Origin of the sequence: Mucilaginibacter sp. L196, from assembly GCF_009765905.1 — a bacterium.
Taxonomy (GTDB): Bacteria; Bacteroidota; Bacteroidia; order Sphingobacteriales; family Sphingobacteriaceae; genus Mucilaginibacter.
This window is the reverse complement of sequence record NZ_LMUO01000006.1, coordinates 50676-70271: the sequence shown is the minus strand read 5'-3', so window position 1 is coordinate 70271 and position 19596 is coordinate 50676. Positions and strand designations below refer to the sequence as shown.

Genomic DNA, 19596 nt, shown 5'->3' with positions numbered 1-19596 from the left:
ACTAAGCTGTTTGTTGAGATTACAGGTGCCCCCGAAATATTCAAGCATTAGCATTTAAGGGGTTTAGATGGTACGGGGTATGTCAATAATTATAGGGATTATTGGACATACCTTTTGGAACAACAAATTCGAATACCTTTCGATTGGCTCTGTTGACGTTGACCTTTTCTTTGTGATTAAAGGATTTCTAATAGCAACTTTGTTGCTCAAAGAGAAAGTGAATAGCGGGGCTATCTCTCTTAAAGGGTTTATATTAGAAGAGTGCTAAGGATTATACCGGTAGCTTATCTTTATTTGATAATGTATCTAAATTTTATAGATTGATCATGGTTATTATTACCACTCAGATACCTTACCCCAACTTAATATTTGAACCGTCTTGAAGTGGAGAGAAGTTATAGGTTCTCGAACTTTCAAGGGTAAGCCAAGTAAAAAGATTTTCATTTGTTAAGAGATTATTGTCTACGCCATTATTATAGTTTGCTTGTATCTCAATATCATGTAATATTTTATTATAAATTCTAAACTCGTCGAATGTTTGTTATCATACAGTCTAATTTTTCAAGGAAATGTTACAATTAGTTGACTTACATATTCAGGATTAATGGACTCAATATTTTTACCTTCAAAATCGGTTATTTTTCCTCCAAGCTGTTTTATTTTTTCAAATACATAAACTGGATTACCTACATTGTTAAATCCTAAAGGGTGCATTTCAATAATAAATTTTTTGTTAGATAGGTTTTCTACATCAGCTATATCAGTAATAACAGCGGCTTCAAACCCTTCTATATCAATCTTAACAAATGACTTATAATCACTATATCGATTTAATACTTTAGATAATTTAATAGATTGTATTTCTTTACCGAATTCTGATACATGCCCTGTAACTGAACCTGTTTCATCAAATTTTACATAGCCATCGGTAATGCCTATAGCAGCATTAATTACCTCACAACGTTGTTTAAACATATTGTATGTCAACGATTTTTTGAGCAACTTAATTGCTGCCACATTTGGATCAACTGCAACTGCTTTGATTTCATTATTTGCAAGAAGCACGCCTATTGTCATTACTCCTATGTTGCTGCCTATGTCAATAAAGTAATCAAATCCTTTTGATGTTTTGTAAATAAAATCTTGCAATTCAGCATCGAAATTATTATAGTTTCTTTCTCCGGTCCACGCCCAAGAATGTTCAACAGCATTTAAAAAAATATATCCACCATGAAACTTTTGCCTGATGTTTATTTTTCTACCTATTTTCTTTGCTATTAACCTTAAAGTCTTTGACCGATGAAAGAGCTTTACAATTTTCATATTTTGTTAAAATTATATTATCAACAAGTATAAATAATTTAATTAGAAAGGTTTTAAGTTATAGCCAATTTGCGTTGGGTCTGTTATCATATTTATAGGCAATCCATGCCGATTATTACCACTCATGTCCCTTATGCCAATTTGCATGTTTGAACCGTCTTGATTTTTTGAAAAGTCTAACAACTCAAACTTTTCAAACGTATACCATACCATTGAATACTCGGTTATAGCGGGATTATTACCTATACCATTATTCCAATCTTGTGTAATCTGGGACTCTGATATAGCACTTTTATATATTCTGAACTCATCAGTTAATGCTGTAGCATACACACCCTGACTGGTCAATGCAAATAGATTGAAAAGTTCAAAAATTCCGTTATATGACGTAACCAATAACTCACAATTTCCACGTACTGCACCTTGTATATTGCCATTAAGATATCCAGCAGATACTTGGTTTATAAAATCAAATGTGAAAACCAAATGGTTTCTTTGATTTAATGGTATGCCACCTATATTTAATTGGCCGAAATTAATTCCAGCTGTCTGACCCAAAATAAAAAAAACGTTACCATACACCTGCGATCTTATCTCAGCTCCATTACCTTCACCGCTTCCTGTCGGGTAATTATCATTGAACTGCAACCAACCTTCATTACTAGCAAATCCATCACCAGGGTTAACCCATAATTCAAATGTCAATTGTTCCGGTATTGAAACACCTACAAGCCCTGGTATTGTGATATATTGAGCGCTACCATTAGGCTTTATTCCGTTTCCAAATCCAAATGCATTGGGCAAAGCTCTGCCAAACCCAACTCCTTTCGGTCCTCTTATTTTGGGGTTTAATCCGTTTCTGCTTGCCATAATTATGCTGCGTATGAACCTCCTGAGGTTGTTACTGTAATTGTTTCTCCTGATGCTAATGCACCTAATAATCTCATTTCTATGTTCATGTTTAAATTTAGATCAATGAATGGATTGCCATCATTGTCTATTTGTATCCAGGGTAAATTGCCACGATTTAAGCCGGATACTATTTGTACTGAGCCATTTGTTCCCGAACCGGCGGGTACTGTAATTGTGCCTAACGGTGCTACTGTTGTGCCGTTATTTATTTGTAATGTCAAATACTGCTGGGTGGCAGATGTTGAGGATATGGCTAAAAAGTTGATCCTGCTGGCTGGATCATCAGGGGCATAAATTTGTTTTGCTGTGGTGCCGTCGGTACTGGTAAAGGATACCGGCCTTACGCCAACGCCTTTTGTAAAGGCTACTATTTCGTTATAATCTGCCATTTGGTTATGAGTAATTAGATTTTTTAAAGATTTTTAGGATAACATTATCCTGATTTAGTGATGAAAGGCCCTCGGAAACTTCATTAATTGCTTCTACCAGATTATTCTTGTCATCTGTTACCAGTGTAGTTTTGTCACCAATAATGCTGTTGAATGTGGCCGATGTAACATAATCTGCGCTCGGGGCATTTCCGGTTGTACTACCGGTGGGGCTGACTAGTGCAAAACCTACCTCGACACAACTTGAGGGTAAGGAGGGTTTTACAGGGTTAGCTGATGGTGATCCCTCTAAAACCTGAATTGCATTGCTTGTATTTGCGTAGATCAGATCTATACGATTATTTACAGGATCGGCGGTTGCCAGTGTGATGTTTGTTGCTATTGTTGTTTGATATACTACACTACTAATACGCCATGAGCCAGCAGCCACACTTAAAATAGAACTTGCTACAGTTAGTGCCAGACCGGTTAATATCCCGTCTGCTGCGGGTGCGCCTGTGGCTGGTGGGTTGATCCATTCAGTATTATAATCGTTTGCATCAATTTTAGACAATACCTGGCCTGCTGCACCATCAGCTATTACACCTGGACCGGTTGGGCCTGTCGCTCCCGCTGCGCCATTTGCTCCGGTCGCTCCGGTAGGACCCTGCAATCCGGTTGCGCCTGTCGCACCCACTACACCATTTGCTCCCGCTGCTCCGGTGGCACCTTGTGGTCCAGTTGCGCCTGTTGGGCCTTGTGACCCGGCTGGACCTGTGTCGCCGATTAATGAAACTCCTGTTCCCCAGGCGCCAGATGCTTTAGGGCCGAATAATGCATAAGTTGAAAGGTTTATGTAATAATCGCCATTATTGCCAATAGTGTTGGATGGATCGGTAGTACCGCTTAATAGTGTATTGCCGTTGGTGCCATCTGTTCCGTTAATACCTGCCGTTCCCTGTGGTCCTTGCGGGCCTGTCGCCATTGAGAAAACTTGCGACCAGATACCTGATGTTCGTAAATAGAATATACCGGTTGTAGTATTGATATAACTATCGTTATCGGCACCAATTGTACTACCGGGGATACCCTCACCATAAAGTAAAGCACTCCCGGTGTTTGTTGATGCTGCCGGGCTGTAACTTTGTGCCCAGGTACCGTTTGTTTTCTGATAAAATGCAGTTGTATCGGTCTTGAAAAATACATCGCCATTTTTACCAGAGTTGTTTTGAGGAATAACGGCCCCGAAAGTGATAACAGCGCCAGTACTGATGTTTGATGATATGAATTGCAATAATAAGGCGAAGTCAAACTGATAATCGACATTGTTGCTGACTAATACAGATACATCTGTTATACCTATGGCGGAGGCTACGGGAAGTTCGGTTATTGTTTTATCTGCCATTAGTTTAAGAATTGGGTTATGGGTAAAAAGCCATCATTTTGACTAAAGCTGCCGCCAGGATAATTAAAATCATTTTTATCAATGCCACGGATGCGCGGGCCTGCTTGTCTTGCGCTCCGGTTTTTGCCATTGTAGTTCCAAAGCGGAAAATCGGCGCGGTTATCCCATAAAAACTTTTCAACCTCGTTGGCATGCGCGTTGGCTACGCTGCGGTGCTGTTGTACGAGTTTGGTTATTTCCTGCGGCGATAACGTATCGCCATTATCATGATGTTTGATGATAGGGCCGGTTGCGGTATAATGTATCGCGTCAGCTTCAATAAAGCGGGCGAAGGTGAAGTATACCAACATAGGTAATAAGCCTTCATATAGTACAACATGGCCATAGCGGTCGAGATATTCGGAGCCGTTCAGCAGGTCTTTGTATTGTTGCGGTGTATTGTCCTGCAGGGTGCCATCTACGTTAAAATATTGAATAAAATCGTAGTACAGGGAATGGCCTAAAAAGGGTTTCAGGTCGAGTTCCTGGGCTTTTTTAACGAATACTCTTATACGTTCGGGTTTAATGTTTACAGAAAGATCCTCGTAATTCTGAAATGTGATCTGGTCGATCAGGTATATTTGGTTCATTTTTTAGTGAGTGATGGAGTGGATTAGTGATTGAGTGAATAGTTAGGAAGAATAGTGATTAGTATTACAACCAATCAACCTATTCAACATACTCACTACTCACCTAAAGAGACCATTGCTTCAGCTTCGGCTTGTTTGAAACCGTAGGCATAAATCAGCACGGCAATTTTGTTCTCGGCAGGGATGTCGGATAGAATTAACTGGTTAATGCTTGCACCTGCGGTTATTCCCGCGTTGTCATCAGCCACGTTTGTTGAAACCGGAATAATATTCCAATTGCCAGATGGGTTGATATTGGTAAAGAATAGGCCGAATATATCGGCAAAGGTTTCTGATAGTTCGAGCCTGTCAGCTTCGGTACTGTCATTAAATTCTTTGATCGCTTCTTTTTTTTCGCTGCCGTTACTCAGGCCTGATGCTTTTTCGGAATTGATGAGCTCTTTTGGTATTGAAAAACCTTTGATGATACGTGCTTCAACTGATTTCTCTGTGCTTTCAAAAAGTTTGTCGTTATTCTGAATAGAATAAGGCTGAAATTCTGGTTTTGAATTTTCATCTTCGTACTCAATCACGATGATCTTCTGGGAGCTTTTTGTTCCCTGAAATGCACCCAAATCTTGTTCCAATTGTGACGGGGTATTATAATAGTGCTGTTCATCGCTGTCAGGCCGGGTATTGTCGGCTTCCTCTCTTCTGCTTTGCATAAACAGCATTGTCGATGGGAGAAATCCTGTCGAAACCTCTCGGTTATTGAAAATTTTAATACCTGCTTCGGTTTCAAAATCTTCCCAAACGCTGTCTGCTTCAATTAGTGGATAGTCGTTTATCTCGGGGTTGCAGTAAAGCAATTGGCCCTTGTAATTTTCCCAGCCCCCGGCATCCATTACCTGCTGTTTTATTGCTTCAGGATTTGGATCATAAGCATCAAGAAAAGTGATCTTGTTGCGCATGATGTTTTTCCAGGTTTTGCGTCCCCAGTCGGAATAGATAGCGAACTTACCGGTGGTATTCGGGCAATCTGTATCACCCATACGGATATCCTCGAACTTGATATAATTTACAGATGCTATCTTAAAATTTGCATTGTAATTTACATGAATGCCGAAACCGGTGAAGAGTGCTTTATCGGTAGCAATGGCTTTTAGTAATTTGGCAAGTGTTAAACCGTTTGAGTTGATGATCTGCTTACCTAAATCCGATTGTTCGAAACCATTACCGGCAATGAACTTGGCGCGTTTATTCCAGCAGTCTTTTGCCGTTGGCGAACTTGCCACTAGTTCCAGCATACGTTGTGGATAGGCGTTATCCATATCGTAATTAAGTATGCCGAAAGTTTGGTTTGGCCTTACTAATATGCGGCGTTCAATTTGTGGTAGATAGGTCTTCATTGTTCCTCCCGCCCCCCTGAAGGGGGAGTTAGCAATTCAGCCGGATAATCGGTTTGAATTTGGTTGTCATTTGATTCTGTTTTTTCTTGTAGCATATCTAAGTTTTTAGTATGTGTAATTGAATGTGATGATTCGAATAACATGACTATATGCGGGTATTTTTCCAGGTACCACTCTGCTTCGGTATCGCTTAGATTATCATTGTGGTGTATGGCTGCTGAACCGGGTGCGAATTGGTGTTTGCCGGGTTTTAGTATATATTTCTTTTTTATGTTGGTCATTGTGTCATTAGTCATTAGGTCATTTGTTTAGGTTTTTTAGGCAGGTCATTAGCCATATCGATGACTAATGACCAATGACTTCTGACTAAGAAGTTGCTACCAATGCTACCAATGCTTCCAATGCCGCTATTGTGCTGGCGAATGTTGCGGTACCGCTTGTTGGTGCAATAGATACTGCGCGCGGTGGGTATGGCTCCCTTAATTTATCAGGGTTGGTTAGTTTTAATTTGTAACCACCATCCATAGTTTCGTCGGCTGCAGTGCGTTCGGCATCGGTTAATATTAAGCCGTTTACCGCGCCGAATAGTTCGATTGCTGTATCGCTGGAGTTGTAGTTGTTTACCGAGATAGCGCATACACGACCGTAGCCCATTGCTTGTAGTTGAGTTTTAATGTCGACAGAAAAACCAGCCACATTAAAATCTATTTCCTCAGTATAACGTGGGCCGACAGCTGTTTTTGCCAGTTTTGAGGTGGTATTAAAACTGTTGTTAGTGCCTTCGAATTTGTAAACCTTAGCCGCGTTTACAGCAGTAAGTCCGGTAACGATCAAAGGGTTGGTTGTATCAAAAGTAAGGGTGAAATCATCCTGGTTAAAGACGTAGATCAGATCCTCTATCCCAGCGGTTACGGGTTCATCGGTTCCTAAAGCGAAACCTGCGTTTATTTTATTGTAGATTGACATTTTTGTTTTAGTATTTAGTAGCTAGTATCAAGTAGCTAGTATTTTTGATTTTTTTGGAGAGATTAGCATCAAGTAAAAAGAAAAGAATCTTGCTACTTGATACTATGTACTTGCTACTTCACTTATGCTGACAGGTAGAATATTTCGTTAGCGAATTTGAAGTTTACGGCAGCTTTCATGCGGGCCTTCATGCGGACAACGTTATCGTTAGTGTAGGGCTTCATGTAGACTGTTGACAGTTCGGATTCATCGCCTAACAGATCGACACCTAAGAATAGGTTTGATGCGCGGGCGCCTAAAATGGTGTTTGCCTGCCAGTGATTCATTAATTGCAGGGGCATGCCTAAGTAATCCATTTGTTTGCTATCGGTAAATGCGTTTAATACGTTAACCGCTTTATTTGCTTGCGCTTGGGCATAAGCGTAGCCTACGTGTAAAGGGATTTGCAGGTTGAAATCATCCTGACTACGATCGGCAGGGTCAAGCTGGGAATAAACGCTTGATAAAACTGATAATACGTTGCTTGCGTTGATATAGCTTACTGTAGCATCTGTTGACGTACCGGTGAAAGTTGCTGCTTTACGGGTATTGATCTCGTTGTAATTACGTACCAGCTTAAAGCTTGTTGCGCTTGCAATCTGGATGAAATATGACTGCCCTTGTAAGCTGATGCCCGGCGTGCCGTTAGTAGTGTCTTTGCTGGTACCTGTAACATTGGTAATGGTTACTACATCACCATCAGATAGGGTAGAGGTATCGGATACGGTTACTAGGCCTGTCGCATCAATCGCGCTGGCTTCTATTGAGGTTGCCGGTTTGCCTAAGCCTACTTTGTAAACGCCTGAAGCTGCTGAAATAGATGGTAATAAACCAGTGAAACCTGCGGTAAATGCCGCCTCTTTGGTTGCTGATTTGCCCAGCCAGTACAAACGCTCATTAGCTATTTGTATTTTGGTTAGATAGCGCTGAACCATAAAGTCGGACAGGTCGACTACGCCTTCGTAATCCATAAAGGCGCCGGGTTGCAGGCTTTGGGCTTCCCATGATTGTACGAGTTTGTCCCATTGTTCCTGTTTCATAAATTCGTAAACTACCGGGTCCAGATAGCTTTCGTTTTGGAGGGCGGTTGTGCCCTGATCGGCAAATATGCCTGATGGGTCCTGGAGCACTACGTCGTCATCCACATCAAGTATTACCTTGCGTGATTTTACGTCGTTAATAACTGTTAGTAAGCCGCGTTTTACCGAGTCGGCTTCCAGCAGCGTGCTGGCCATGAACCCGGCCAGCGCTTCGCCGGCATAGGTGTTGTTTGTAAATGTAAATTGAGCCATTTATTTTGAATTGGTTTTTTTGAGAGTATCAAGTAGTTAGTATCAAGTAGCTAGTACTTGGTTGGGTTGATAAGGCTTGATTTAGAATCTTGATACCAGATACTTGCTACTAGTATCTATTTAGAAATTGCTTTTTTAACTGCGTTTTTTGCCAGGGTGCTGGTAGGGGCGAAGAAGGGTGTTTGTTCGGTTTTGGCTTTGTTGCTGCGTTTGGAACCTTCGGGGGTGAAGTTGGATTGGATCTCGTTCTTTACTTCTTCGCGGGTTTTGCTAAGGCGATCGTTAGCTACTTTTAGGGCTGCCTGTGCTTCGCTTAATAGAGCGTTTTGGGCATGCAGTTTTGCTTTGATGGATTGAATTTTGTTTTGTACATCACCAGGCTTCGCTTTTTTGAATTTGTCTGACGGCGCATCATCGTCATCATCCTGAAAAGTATCGGGATCTGGATCAGCATCTGGGTCAGACAGGGGTGGGGTAACCTGTTGCACCGTGCCGCCTTTAACCGCGATTTTGCTGCCGCTTGCAGTGGTGTAGGTGTCGGCCGGGGCCGGGGTGGTCATGTCGGCATCCTGGTAAACTTCGGTGCCTTCGTCCATTTGGCCAGCGTGATGCAGGGTGCCTTTGTCGGTAATGGTTTGTTTGTTCACTACTTTTTTAAAGTAGTTCATAATCTTATCCAAAACCGATGAGGTTTTTTCGATAAGTTCTCTGTTCTCCATGTTCATGTTGTTTTTACTGTGTTTATTATTGTTGTTTAAGAGCTTGTTGATGCAGCGTTGGTAAACCGCTGGCGCGGCGCTGGTGTAGTTTTTAATCAGTGCGCTATTGGTGATTTCGGTGTTGTAATCTTCGATGACGTCTATAAAGCCAAGGTCGAGCGCTTGATCGGCGGATAACCAGGTGACGGAGTTGATTAGACTGTTGATAGTAACTCCGTCCAACCCGGTTTTATCCATGTAGATTTGCGCAAGGCGCGATTGCACTACATTTAGCATTTGCACATCTTTTAGCAGCTCATCGGCATTACCGCCGGAGCCTACCATGGGTTTGTGGATCATGAGGAGCGCATATTTGCTCATCACCACGCTATGGCCGCCCATGGCGACAATGGAAGCGGCAGAGGCAGCGAGCGCATCGATGTAGGTTGTTACGTTGCCGGTGTATTTTTTTAGCAAATCGTAAATGGCTATGGCATCAAAAGCGCTGCCACCAACAGAGCTTATGTGCACTTCTACATCCTGGCCGTTTGCTGCCTCTAATTGCCACTGAATATAGGATGATGACAGGCTGCCGGAGCCTATGCAATCAGTATCGGTATCGTATAGGTAAATTTTGTAGGGTGTGTTTTGGTTCATAGTTTTTAGTTGATGGTTTATAGTTCATGGTTGATAGTCCATGAATCATAAATGAAAGTATTTATCAGATTTGATTGCCTATCTTTTAGATGGCTTTAATATGCCGATTGGCATAATTCAAAGGTCGGTATTAGTTTTTTAATTAGTGCTGACACTGTTTTGTCAGTAGTGTTGGTTTTGGATTTCACCGATGGTGATTTGGTTTATTCAAAGATCGGGATAAGGTTTTAATAAAGTGCTGACACTGTTTTGTCAGCACTTTATTTGTGTTAGGGATAGGAACGGATACCAGCCTCGTGGCTAAGGCTAGTGCAGTATGAGTGGATAGCCCGGGCCGGAGGTAACGCCCAAATAGTTTGCTTTTGCGCGCTTCGTTGACTCACCCCGACTACGCTTCGCTAGTCGACCCTCTCTCCGCCTTTGGCGTAAAGAGGGTGAGCTGCAAATTAATTTATAGGCCTCAAAATCCTGCTCCAGCGAATTTTGTTGAATAAGCCTTTGTTAGGATCTGTGCTGAACCAGGTGATCATGGCTTTGCCGATGATGTGGTCTTCGGGTACATAGCCCCAGAAACGTGAATCCAGTGAATCATGACGGTTATCGCCCATCATCCAGTAGTAATTCATTCTGAAGGTGTAGGTGTCGGCTTTTTGGCCATTTAGCGTATAACCATTGCCTGATTTGCCTAAGCGGTTACCTTCATACTTCTCAATTGCTGTGCTGTATAAGGTAACTGTAGAATCATTTAGTTTGATGGTCATGCCTTTTTTAGGTAAGGTGAGTGGGCCAAAATTGTCAATGTTCCACTTGAATTTTGGATTACTCGGGAATACCTCAGCATCATACTGACCTGCGGGGGCAACTACCGGGGTTATGCTCTTTATGTTTGAATAGCTTTTTAAAGCAGCCAAATTATCAACCGGAATAATCATCTCGTAAGTATTGGCGGCTGACTGGTTGACTATGGTGATATTCAAGTCCTGGAATATTTGCGGATTCATGTCGGCGCCATCAGTAACTACAGTGTATGATGTTTGCGCTTTTGGCGCACTGGGAACTATTTTGCCATTTATATAAACCTGCGCATTAACAATGGTTAATACATCGCCGGGGACTGCAATACAACGTTTTATTAAGGTTGTTTGCTGATCTACCGGGGTGCCGGTTTCTGATGGTTTGTTAAATACTACAATATCGCCATTTTTTACTGTTGTAAAGCCCGGTAAACGGAAGTAGGGTAGTTGTACACCACTCCAGTAGGTTTTCGCACCGTACATTTCGGGCTCGGTAAATGGTATGGAAAACAAGGTAATCGGCATACGTGCACCGTAGCTGAACTTGCTTACGAAAAGATAGTCGCCGGTTAATTCAGTGCCTTCCATTGATCCTGAAGGGATTGCATACGCAGAAAACAATAAACCACGGATAATAGTAGCTGCTATAAAGGCAAAAATTAAGGCATCAACCCACTCGCGTGTTTTTGATTTTTTAACTGTTGGTGTAGTTTTTTTGTTTTTTGAGAAGAATTTCCAGTTCATGATAAACAAGTTTATCACTTTAGATTGAAACAGACAAATCTTGTTACAAAATAATCTCGTTAATTATCATCAAAGCTGTTTAATGCACGCCAAATGGTACGTTCATCTTTCTTAAATTTTACTTCGGCTTCCAGTACTGCCTGGCGTTTGCTGAGGTTACGGGTTTTAATCTGTGCTTGGATCCAAAGGTAGATTTCGCGATAAATGAAAACTTTGGTAGTGATAAAGCCGGCTTTGTACATGGCTGAGAATGTTCCTTCATCGAAGAGGAGGTTTGCAGTTGTTATATTCATTTTAAAGTGATTTCGTATAGGTCTATGGTATCGCTGACGCTAAGTCGTCACGTTTTTCGGTTGTTTGTTTTCAATGGCTCTCAAGAGGGCTCCGCCGTTCTTTTTCCGCAAAAGAAAGTAAACAAAGAAAACTCCTCGCTGTGCCTGCCTCTATTATTGTTGGTGCTTTTAGTTGGGTCTGTGTTTACCGAGCCAAACAATGCCGGTTTGGGGCGGTAAAAGCAGGCCTGTGCTTTTGAGGTATTAACTTAACTAGGTACTGATTTTTAGGAACTATATAGTATTTGATACTATGTACTAGCTACTTGATACTAAAACTAAAGGTTCACCCTGTTGATGGTTTGGGCGAGGATGTTTTGCTGTACCGTTATGAAACTCAAATATCCTGTCGGTTTTATTATAGTTTTTGACCAGGTTTTTTAACTGGTCGGAACTGTTATAAATATTCAAGGCATCGCGTAGGGCACCTGCTTTAAGATTGGGAATATCTTGGCCAACAACAGTTATCACCTGTTTATGATTTTCGCAGGCGAGGCAAAATAGAACCTGCTCGATAGCATAGGTTTTGCCGGAGCTGGTGCCGCCCTGGTTTACGACGGTTTGGGCTGTGGAATGATAGTTTTGTGTGAAGAGGATGGTTGAGGTCATTGGGTCATTGGGTCATTGGGTCATTGGGTCATTGGGTCATTGGGTCATTGGGTCATTGGGTCATTGGGTCATTGGGTCATTGGGTCATTGGGTCATTGGTATGATTTTGATGCTGAATGGCATTGTTTGGCGGTGGTTCTATTGTTTCTTGGATGATGACTTCTTTTTCGGAGCTGACCGGTTTTGGGCCGCTTTCGATGATTTTTATGCTGATGGTTTTTAATGTGGTATCATCGGTTGGCTTGCTTTCGTGCTTTTCGTTCCATCCCATGCTTTTCAGGGCGAAGATGGCTCCGCTGGTGGAGTGCTGGTGTAAACGGCTTTCGTAAAATGCTTCAACCCGCAGGCAGCCACGTTTTAGTATATCGGAGTATTTGCCCCTGCGCATGCAATCGTCAAAAACCTGCCGGCTACTGAAGCCGAGGAAGAGTGCGAGGCCGCTAATAGTAGCAAATTCAGGCTCGCGGTCCCAGGTTTTGGTGCGGGTTGGTTTGTCGCCTTCTTTTTTTGGTGGCGTTTTGGTCATGCGGTATTTTCCTTTGATGCAGATAAAATATTGGTCAATAAGGTTAGTGAGTTCATTGGCTGTGAACTTCGGATATTTAGGCTTCATGAAATTTATGATTAAAATGCCGGATGGCATAAAAGACAATCAAAGATAACTAAAATAATTAGCATTTGCAAGGGTTAGAAAGAAAATAACTGGAGAAAATATTGGTTTTGATTTTAATTAATTATTAGCCAGCTTTTTGGCTGATTTTTTGTAGCATTTTTTTTACGTGTTAAAAGTTGTTAAAAAACACTTAGCGTAATTTATACACAACTATTTTAACTATTTTTACGTATAATTATAAGCGCTATAGAAAATAAAGGTCCGGCATGAGAAATAAGAGGTTTACTCAATATTTCATTTTAATTTTTTTGCTGCTTTCGGGGGTGATCGCATCATGCCAAAAAGATCAGGAAGTTAAGGATGATGCTTCGGGCAAACCTGACACCACCTTTACCGCACCAGACAATTATCTTGCTACTAAAGGAACTCTAAAAATAACCTTACAAGACTCTACTTATAGCTTTGACGCTGCTATCGACTCCATAGCTTTTGTGAATGTGCATAATGGCAACAACCAGTACTTCGGTATCACTGCGATTAATAAAGCCCATAACATGAGCTTTGGCATAAGCAGCAGCGGATATGCCCTAAGTAACATTAATACTAATGTTGCAGGCAGTCAGTTTATTTTGAAGCCAGATAAAGGAGATGCCGATCAATACGCGCTAACCGATAGTGCCACTGTTCAGGATTACGGCAAGATAAACCTTAGCGCTTACAAGCAAGATAGCGTACTGGCAAAAGGCACATTTTATACTTACCTGGTTAAAGCGGGTTTAGGCAAACCTACTACCTATAAGGTTAAAGGTACATTCAGCTTACGGTTGAAATAACTTACCAAGGTGCCGGCGCGGGCTTGCAAGTGTGGACTCTTTTTTTATTTCCGCTCATCTTTACAGCCATCATTTTTCACTTAGTAACCCTTAAGTCAAAAAGCGTTTAGTACAGCCTTATTAGTGGCGCAGATAGCGTAAATACGGCCTTTTTTGTGTATCTTTGACTAAATTTTAAAACATTGATGAAAGTATTTATTGCAGGCTTGCCACTTGAAGTGGATGAGGCCGAATTAACAGCTGTGTTTGGTGATTTTGGGCCGGTTAAGTCCCTCAGGATCATTAAGGACCGCGAAACAAAAGAGAGTAAGGGTTTTGGATTTGTGGAGATGGTGAACGAGGATGAAGCTAAAGAAGCTATCAGGTGCATGAATGGCGCCAGCTACTACGGTCGTCGTATTACTGTAAACGTTGCTGAGGACAAAGGCTTTAGCGGCGGTGGCGGCAAAGGTGGTTTTAGACACAATTAAGCTATTATAACATATTATTCTTTTTTGAAAAGCCGGGCATTGCCCGGCTTTTTGCGTTTATGCTGTTTTGGAATGTTATTTATAAAACGATGATAACAAAAAAGCCATCCGTTAGCTAACGGATGGCTTTTTTGTTTGTTAATTTTATTTTGGACCGCTATCCGGAGTTTTGTTAGGCGTTGTTGTATCGTCGGGTACATCTTCCTTGGCAGGTTTCTTGAAGTCGAGCTTGCCAAACTTGTAGGTTAGGCTGATGCCGAATGAACGGAACGGAACCTCGCGTGTGCTGGTTTCATATGAGTTGCCGGTGTTTGTGGTAGCGGTTTGCTTGATATAGTTACTGAAGGGATTTGCAGCGGTTAAGCCAATGCTTGCTGTTTTTTTCCATAGCTGCTTACGTACCGCGAAATTGTAAAAGGCAAATGCCGGGCTTGTGCCCTGTATAGTACGTTGTGATGATCGATAGTTGCCAAATACCTCGGCAGCAAAGCTTGGTGCAAACTCGTACGAAGCATTCAGGTTAAGGCGGTAAGCAAAACCGCTAACTCTTGTTGGGTCACCCGGGTTCAACGGATCAAACGGGTTTTTCGAGATCCTATCTGCAAAAAAGTTGTTTGACCTTAGACTGAATTTGCCGGTAACCGGGATGGAGATGAACAGGTTAGCGCCTTCGTTAATTTCGGAGCCGATGTTTGAACGGGTTGTTAGTTCTACATCATTATAATCGGTGCCATTTACATTGTAAGTATTGTAATAGGTAGTTAATGATTGGATATCGTTGGTATTATACCTGTAAAAAGCCGACAGGTAAATGCTTGGGCCGTTGTTGAATGATTTGTTATAGCCTAACTCGAAGTTGTGGCCAAGTTCAGGTTTTAGGTTAGGGTTACCGGTGCTGATATTATGCGGATCGGAAACATTGTAAAATGGATCCACGTCGCTATATTCCGGGCGTTGTAAACGGTAGCTATAACTAAATTTAATAGACTGGTCATCACTCAATTTATGCTGTAACACAAAGGAAGGGGCCAGTATACCATAACCTGGAACATTTGTGTTTGCATAACTGGAACTGGTGCTAGTATATTCATAACGAAGGCCAGCCATACCATTTATAAAATCATGGAAGAGCGAAAATGTGCCTGATATATAATAGGCAAAAACATCGCGGTTATAATTGAAGTTGTAGGTTTGTCCGGCGTCCGGAGAATATCCACCATTATTTAATAAGGTGTCGGTAGCTACACTATTACTTATATCCTCAATAACCGCTTTTGCACCTGTTTCTAAAGTGAAGGTTTTGCTAAATGGATAAGTATAATCCAGGGATATATCAGTTTCCCTGTCGGTACCCGGATTTGTACTCATTGAGCCAGATGTTGGCAAGCTTCCATCTAAATAAGATTGTTGCTGCGAGGCATAGTTATAGTTACTACCAAGACTTGATGAAACCAGGAAATCAAGCTCTTCATCTTTCTTGTCAAATGTTTTTTTGTATCCAAGGCTAACGTCCGATGAATTAGCATGAAAATGGCTAACCGAGTTTAGCGTACTAAACTGATCTTTTAAAATATCATTTGAGACCCCGGTTTCTAACTGTTCCTGGTTGGTTGTACCTACATTGTCGTTACCAAAATGGTTATAACTAAATGAGGCTGTTAACTGGTCCTTTTTAGTAACATCCCATTGGAAATTAATACCCGACTGGTAGCCGCTCCTTTTAAAAGCGCTGGAACCGTTCTGCAATAAATCTGTTGTGGTACCGGTAGTGGCATCGGTTGATTTGGTTGTCGCGTTAGTAAGTGTTGTGGTGTTTATACGTTCGTTACCATTAAAAAAGGCGCCTACACCAAAATTGCCTTTTTTTGCATTTATATTAAAGGAGCCGTTCTCGAGCCTGGTTCCTGCCGATAGATTAACAGAACCATTTACACCCTGTACATTGTTTTGTTTTAAGATGATGTTGATGATACCGCCTGTACCTGTAGCATCATACTTAGCACCGGGGTTAGTGATTACCTCGATGCTTTGGATCTGGCTGGCTGGGATAGATTGCAATGCCTCGGTAAGGCTTGACCCAAATATGCTGGATGGTTTACCATTTATCAGGAAGCGGATATTTGAGTTTCCCTGCAATTCCACGTTGCCATCAATATCAACAGATATTTGCGGTACTTTTTGTAAAATGTCGATAGCCATACCTCCCTGAGCAGTAAGATCGTTTTGTGGATTGTAAACCATCTTGTCGATCTTGTTTTCCACTGTAGGCCGTTTGGCGGTTATCACTACATCCTGTAGTTGATTTTGCACCGGAGCCAAAAATATATTACCTAATGCAGCAGTAGGGGCGGCATCGGTTATTACCGCGTGCGCTATTACTTTTTGTTGATAGCCAATAAAGTCAATTTTTACAACATAATCGCCCGTTGCGAGCCCTTGTACAGTAAAGTTGCCTTTCTCATCCGTAACAACGCCATTAAAAGGAGCGGTAGCACCTTGTTTGTATAAGCTAATAGTGGCGTAATCAATTACTTGCTTGGTTGTGGCATCGGTGACCTTGCCGGTGATCTTCCCTTTGTTTTGAGCGTTAGCAAAAAAGGTAGAAATGGTTAAGGCTATGAAAAGAACTATGGTACGCATGAGGGAGTTTAATTTCCGCAAAGGTGTAATTTAAGTTTGAAGAAAAACTGTATATAATGTATATGTTACAATTTAATTGGTTTAAGATTACCAAACACACTTGATGTTTAAAAGAAAATGCCGACGGTAAGGCGCATTTTACTTTAAATTTTTCAGAAGAGTTATTTCATAGCACCCATTATAGATTTTGTATCATAGTACTGACCATAGGAGACTATTTTACCATCTTTATTAAAAGTATCAAAAAAAACTCTTCAAAGGCAGCTGTTTTTTTAGTTTTCTTATTCACCGCCGTAATTGACCACCAAGATTGTATTGTGAACGGATCGGCGCTGTATTCACGAGCGTCAGAATAATCTACCTTTTTAATTGTGATTTGTTCCCACTGGATCTGCTTTTGAATACAATCTGGTCAATTGTTCAACAGCAGTAATGTAGGTGATGCTCCTTATAAATAGTTCCGTTTTTAACGATTTCCTGAGAAAAGGGAGCTGCGGAAATGGCTACTAAGCCAATTGTGATTGACTTTTTCATGTGCCTTCTATTTAATAAATTAAAAAGAATGTAAATAAATTTTAAAGAAATTTATTGGATATTATTAACGTATTGTAAATCAATATTATAGTAAATTATTGGTAACAATAAATAGCAAGTTGCTTAACATGAATAATTAAGTCGATTGGCTTATTTAACTAGTACGTTAGTCTGTTTTGCTTTATGATAGATAGATTATCTGTTCATTTTAATCATTGTGTAAATTCCGTTAAATATCACAACTTATAGCTGTAATATTGCTTTATAGTAAAAAACTCGTTGTCGATAAACTTCTACACCGATGCCTTATAGTGTAAATAGATACCAACCTCGAAACCTTCGGTTTTTATTAAAGATACTTTTTAGTGGATTGTTCTTTCTGTTGCATAACATTTACAAAGCATCAACTAAACTTGATTCCAAGTTTTATGCAGATGATTTACCTGTTTGTTTTTCATTCAATAAGTTTTGTATATGAAAAAACAATTACTGAAATTTCTGTTCACCTGTATATTATTAACGTGCTTTTTTCAAAGCAATAAAAGTTACGGGGCGGTATATGATTGGGTAGGTGGTGTAAGTAGCGATATAACCGATCCACATAATTACCTAATTAACGGAAGTCCTGCCCCGATTTTGTTTGCTACTGCTCCGGGTTCTAGTGATAATATAAGAATAGGTGTGATTCCGTATCCAACCGCCAATAACCAGCCGGCTCTTTTATCAACGAGTGGTAATATTACGTTTGCTACGATGGAATTTGGCCCGAATAGTAATAATAATACTAGTTTAACCATTGACAATATTGTACAAGGGTTGGGTTCTGCCAGCTATACACCACTAACCTTATCGCAAGGGTTAATTGTTGATGCTGGTGCTAACCCGGTTTTACAAAGTTATAGTTTGAACTACTCCTATATTCTTTTGGGCATCACTATCTATGTCAACTACTATATCCCCAATATTAGCGTAGGAGGTACTTCAAGTATCGCCTCAACAGCGTCATTAACATTAAATAAGCAAATAACAGTTACCAATACAGGTGTTTTTACATTAATGTCCGATGCAAGCGGATCTGCAAGTATAGGTTATAATTCTTCCGGTGGAACATCTTATTTCGCGGGTACTTATAATGTGCAGCGTTATATAACGGGCGGATCGTTGGCTTATCGGGGGTATCGCTTGCTATCCTCTCCTGTAAATATCAGCGGCAGCTTAAACCAGACATCCATTCAGGCGAATATCGGTTTAATATATTTGGGTGGCGGGATATTGACGGGGGGGCCGGGTACGGGTTTTACAATCTATACACTTAACCCGCTTACCTATTTATATAATGAAACCCGGACTGTAAACCATACGGCTTATAGCGGTGGGCAGAATGTTGGCGTTACTTCGGTAACAGGAGCTGTAACGAGGCCGGGAGTAACACCTTATTCGGTATCCACCCTGGCCACGGACCTGGTTACGGTAACCTCCAATGTAGTGGTCCCGGTAGGAAACTCTTACCTGGTATACTTTGTAGGGAATAATAGCAGCCCTTACAGCGTTGCTGCATCGCGTATACCTGAAACCACTTGTGTGGTAACAGATACAGGTTATCTTAACCAGGGTAATATCTTATTACACTTTTTTGATGGCCAAGCAGGTAATAATACATTGATGACCTATACAACGACATCAGGAGCTGCGACCCCCGGCTTGCACCAGGTTGGTAATCCGTATGCGAGCACGATAGATATTGATAAAGTATATACTGATAACGCGACCTCCATTAGCTCTACTTTTTGGGAGTTTAAACAAACAAGCCAGGCCTATTATGCTATTAATGCAATAAGTAACGCTACACAAACAATGTCATCTGCTATCAGTCGTTATATAGCAAGCGGTCAGGGCTTTTTTGTTGGGGCTATAGCTTCTGGTGGTACAGTAACATTTCAAGAAGGTGAAAAAGTTGCATCACAACAGCTGGTTTCTGGTGGTACGCCATTATTATTACTCAACCAAAAACAAGGCTCATCAATATCGGCAGCTCAAGTAGAACCTACAAATGTTCTTAGCGGCCTGCACTTGCAGATAACAGAAACACAAGATACGCTTATCTCTACGCAAACGGGCATTTACTTTAGTAAATTATGGTCTGATAGCTACAACCCCAAGGAAGATGCTATAGATCTTGACGGAACAAGCGTATACCTTTCGAGTTATTCATCAGATAATAAAAGGTTAGGCATAAACGAAATGAGTGATTATAGTACTACAAGCAGAAAGGTTGTAAGATTATTTGTATCAGCAGCAAGTTACGGCGCCTATAGTTTAAGTTTGGCCGATATTTTTAATATCGATCCGC

Annotated in this window: 18 protein-coding genes; 3 read left to right on the top strand and 15 right to left on the bottom strand. The window is 41.0% G+C overall.

Annotated features, from left to right (window positions below; genetic code table 11):
- Positions 1-561 precede the first annotated feature (561 nt).
- The 14 genes from GSQ74_RS01485 to GSQ74_RS01420 form a co-directional block, all read right to left on the bottom strand.
- Positions 562-1323 (bottom strand): FkbM family methyltransferase, encoded by a 762-nt coding sequence (locus GSQ74_RS01485; protein ID WP_158989338.1) that lies wholly within the window; start codon positions 1321-1323, stop codon positions 562-564.
- A gap of 42 nt (positions 1324-1365) precedes the next feature.
- Positions 1366-2193: a LamG-like jellyroll fold domain-containing protein gene (locus tag GSQ74_RS01480; RefSeq protein ID WP_158989336.1), complete on the bottom strand. Its 828-nt coding sequence runs from the start codon at positions 2191-2193 to the stop codon at positions 1366-1368.
- 2 nt (positions 2194-2195) lie between these two features.
- On the bottom strand, positions 2196-2624 hold the full coding sequence (locus GSQ74_RS01475) for a hypothetical protein (RefSeq protein WP_158989334.1): 429 nt from the start codon (positions 2622-2624) through the stop codon (positions 2196-2198).
- A gap of 4 nt (positions 2625-2628) precedes the next feature.
- Complete coding sequence (locus tag GSQ74_RS01470) at positions 2629-4008, bottom strand: hypothetical protein (protein ID WP_158989332.1); 1380 nt, start codon at positions 4006-4008, stop codon at positions 2629-2631.
- The gene (locus GSQ74_RS01465) at positions 4008-4637 is read right to left on the bottom strand and encodes a hypothetical protein (protein ID WP_158989330.1); all 630 of its coding nucleotides are present in this window, start codon (positions 4635-4637) and stop codon (positions 4008-4010) included. Before GSQ74_RS01465 ends, GSQ74_RS01470 begins: the two co-directional genes overlap by 1 nt.
- A gap of 95 nt (positions 4638-4732) precedes the next feature.
- On the bottom strand, positions 4733-6025 hold the full coding sequence (locus GSQ74_RS01460) for a hypothetical protein (RefSeq protein ID WP_158989328.1): 1293 nt from the start codon (positions 6023-6025) through the stop codon (positions 4733-4735).
- Positions 6022-6321 carry a hypothetical protein gene (locus GSQ74_RS01455; RefSeq protein WP_158989326.1) on the bottom strand — a complete coding sequence of 100 codons (300 nt, stop codon included), beginning with the start codon at positions 6319-6321 and terminating at the stop codon, positions 6022-6024. The genes GSQ74_RS01460 and GSQ74_RS01455 overlap by 4 nt, the downstream gene beginning before the upstream one ends.
- Positions 6322-6391: 70 nt before the next feature.
- Positions 6392-6991 carry a hypothetical protein gene (locus tag GSQ74_RS01450; protein WP_158989324.1) on the bottom strand — a complete coding sequence of 200 codons (600 nt, stop codon included), beginning with the start codon at positions 6989-6991 and terminating at the stop codon, positions 6392-6394.
- A 122-nt stretch (positions 6992-7113) separates the two neighbouring features.
- Positions 7114-8322 (bottom strand): hypothetical protein, encoded by a 1209-nt coding sequence (locus tag GSQ74_RS01445; protein ID WP_158989322.1) that lies wholly within the window; start codon positions 8320-8322, stop codon positions 7114-7116.
- A gap of 116 nt (positions 8323-8438) precedes the next feature.
- On the bottom strand, positions 8439-9677 hold the full coding sequence (locus tag GSQ74_RS01440; protein ID WP_158989320.1) for a head maturation protease, ClpP-related: 1239 nt from the start codon (positions 9675-9677) through the stop codon (positions 8439-8441).
- A gap of 446 nt (positions 9678-10123) precedes the next feature.
- Complete coding sequence (lepB, locus tag GSQ74_RS01435) at positions 10124-11215, bottom strand: signal peptidase I (RefSeq protein ID WP_158989318.1); 1092 nt, start codon at positions 11213-11215, stop codon at positions 10124-10126.
- Between the two features lie 59 nt (positions 11216-11274).
- Complete coding sequence (locus GSQ74_RS01430; RefSeq protein WP_158989316.1) at positions 11275-11508, bottom strand: hypothetical protein; 234 nt, start codon at positions 11506-11508, stop codon at positions 11275-11277.
- A 297-nt stretch (positions 11509-11805) separates the two neighbouring features.
- Complete coding sequence (locus tag GSQ74_RS01425; RefSeq protein ID WP_158989314.1) at positions 11806-12156, bottom strand: hypothetical protein; 351 nt, start codon at positions 12154-12156, stop codon at positions 11806-11808.
- Positions 12157-12232: 76 nt separating this feature from the next.
- Positions 12233-12769: a terminase small subunit gene (locus GSQ74_RS01420; RefSeq protein ID WP_158989312.1), complete on the bottom strand. Its 537-nt coding sequence runs from the start codon at positions 12767-12769 to the stop codon at positions 12233-12235.
- Positions 12770-13035: 266 nt separating this feature from the next.
- Here GSQ74_RS01420 and GSQ74_RS01415 point away from each other — a divergent pair, with 266 nt between their 5' ends.
- Both GSQ74_RS01415 and GSQ74_RS01410 read left to right on the top strand, forming a co-directional pair.
- Positions 13036-13602, top strand: a complete 567-nt coding sequence (locus tag GSQ74_RS01415; RefSeq protein WP_158989310.1) for a hypothetical protein — start codon at positions 13036-13038, stop codon at positions 13600-13602.
- 185 nt (positions 13603-13787) lie between these two features.
- Complete coding sequence (locus tag GSQ74_RS01410; RefSeq protein WP_158989308.1) at positions 13788-14072, top strand: RNA-binding protein; 285 nt, start codon at positions 13788-13790, stop codon at positions 14070-14072.
- A gap of 144 nt (positions 14073-14216) precedes the next feature.
- Here the strand turns inward: GSQ74_RS01410 and GSQ74_RS01405 are convergent, their stop codons facing one another.
- Positions 14217-16712 carry an outer membrane beta-barrel family protein gene (locus GSQ74_RS01405; RefSeq protein WP_158989306.1) on the bottom strand — a complete coding sequence of 832 codons (2496 nt, stop codon included), beginning with the start codon at positions 16710-16712 and terminating at the stop codon, positions 14217-14219.
- 1008 nt (positions 16713-17720) lie between these two features.
- On the opposite strand from GSQ74_RS01405, the gene GSQ74_RS01400 reads away from it, so the two are divergent.
- Positions 17721-19596: hypothetical protein (locus GSQ74_RS01400; protein WP_216846659.1), on the top strand; the 1876-nt coding region annotated here is incomplete at its 3' end.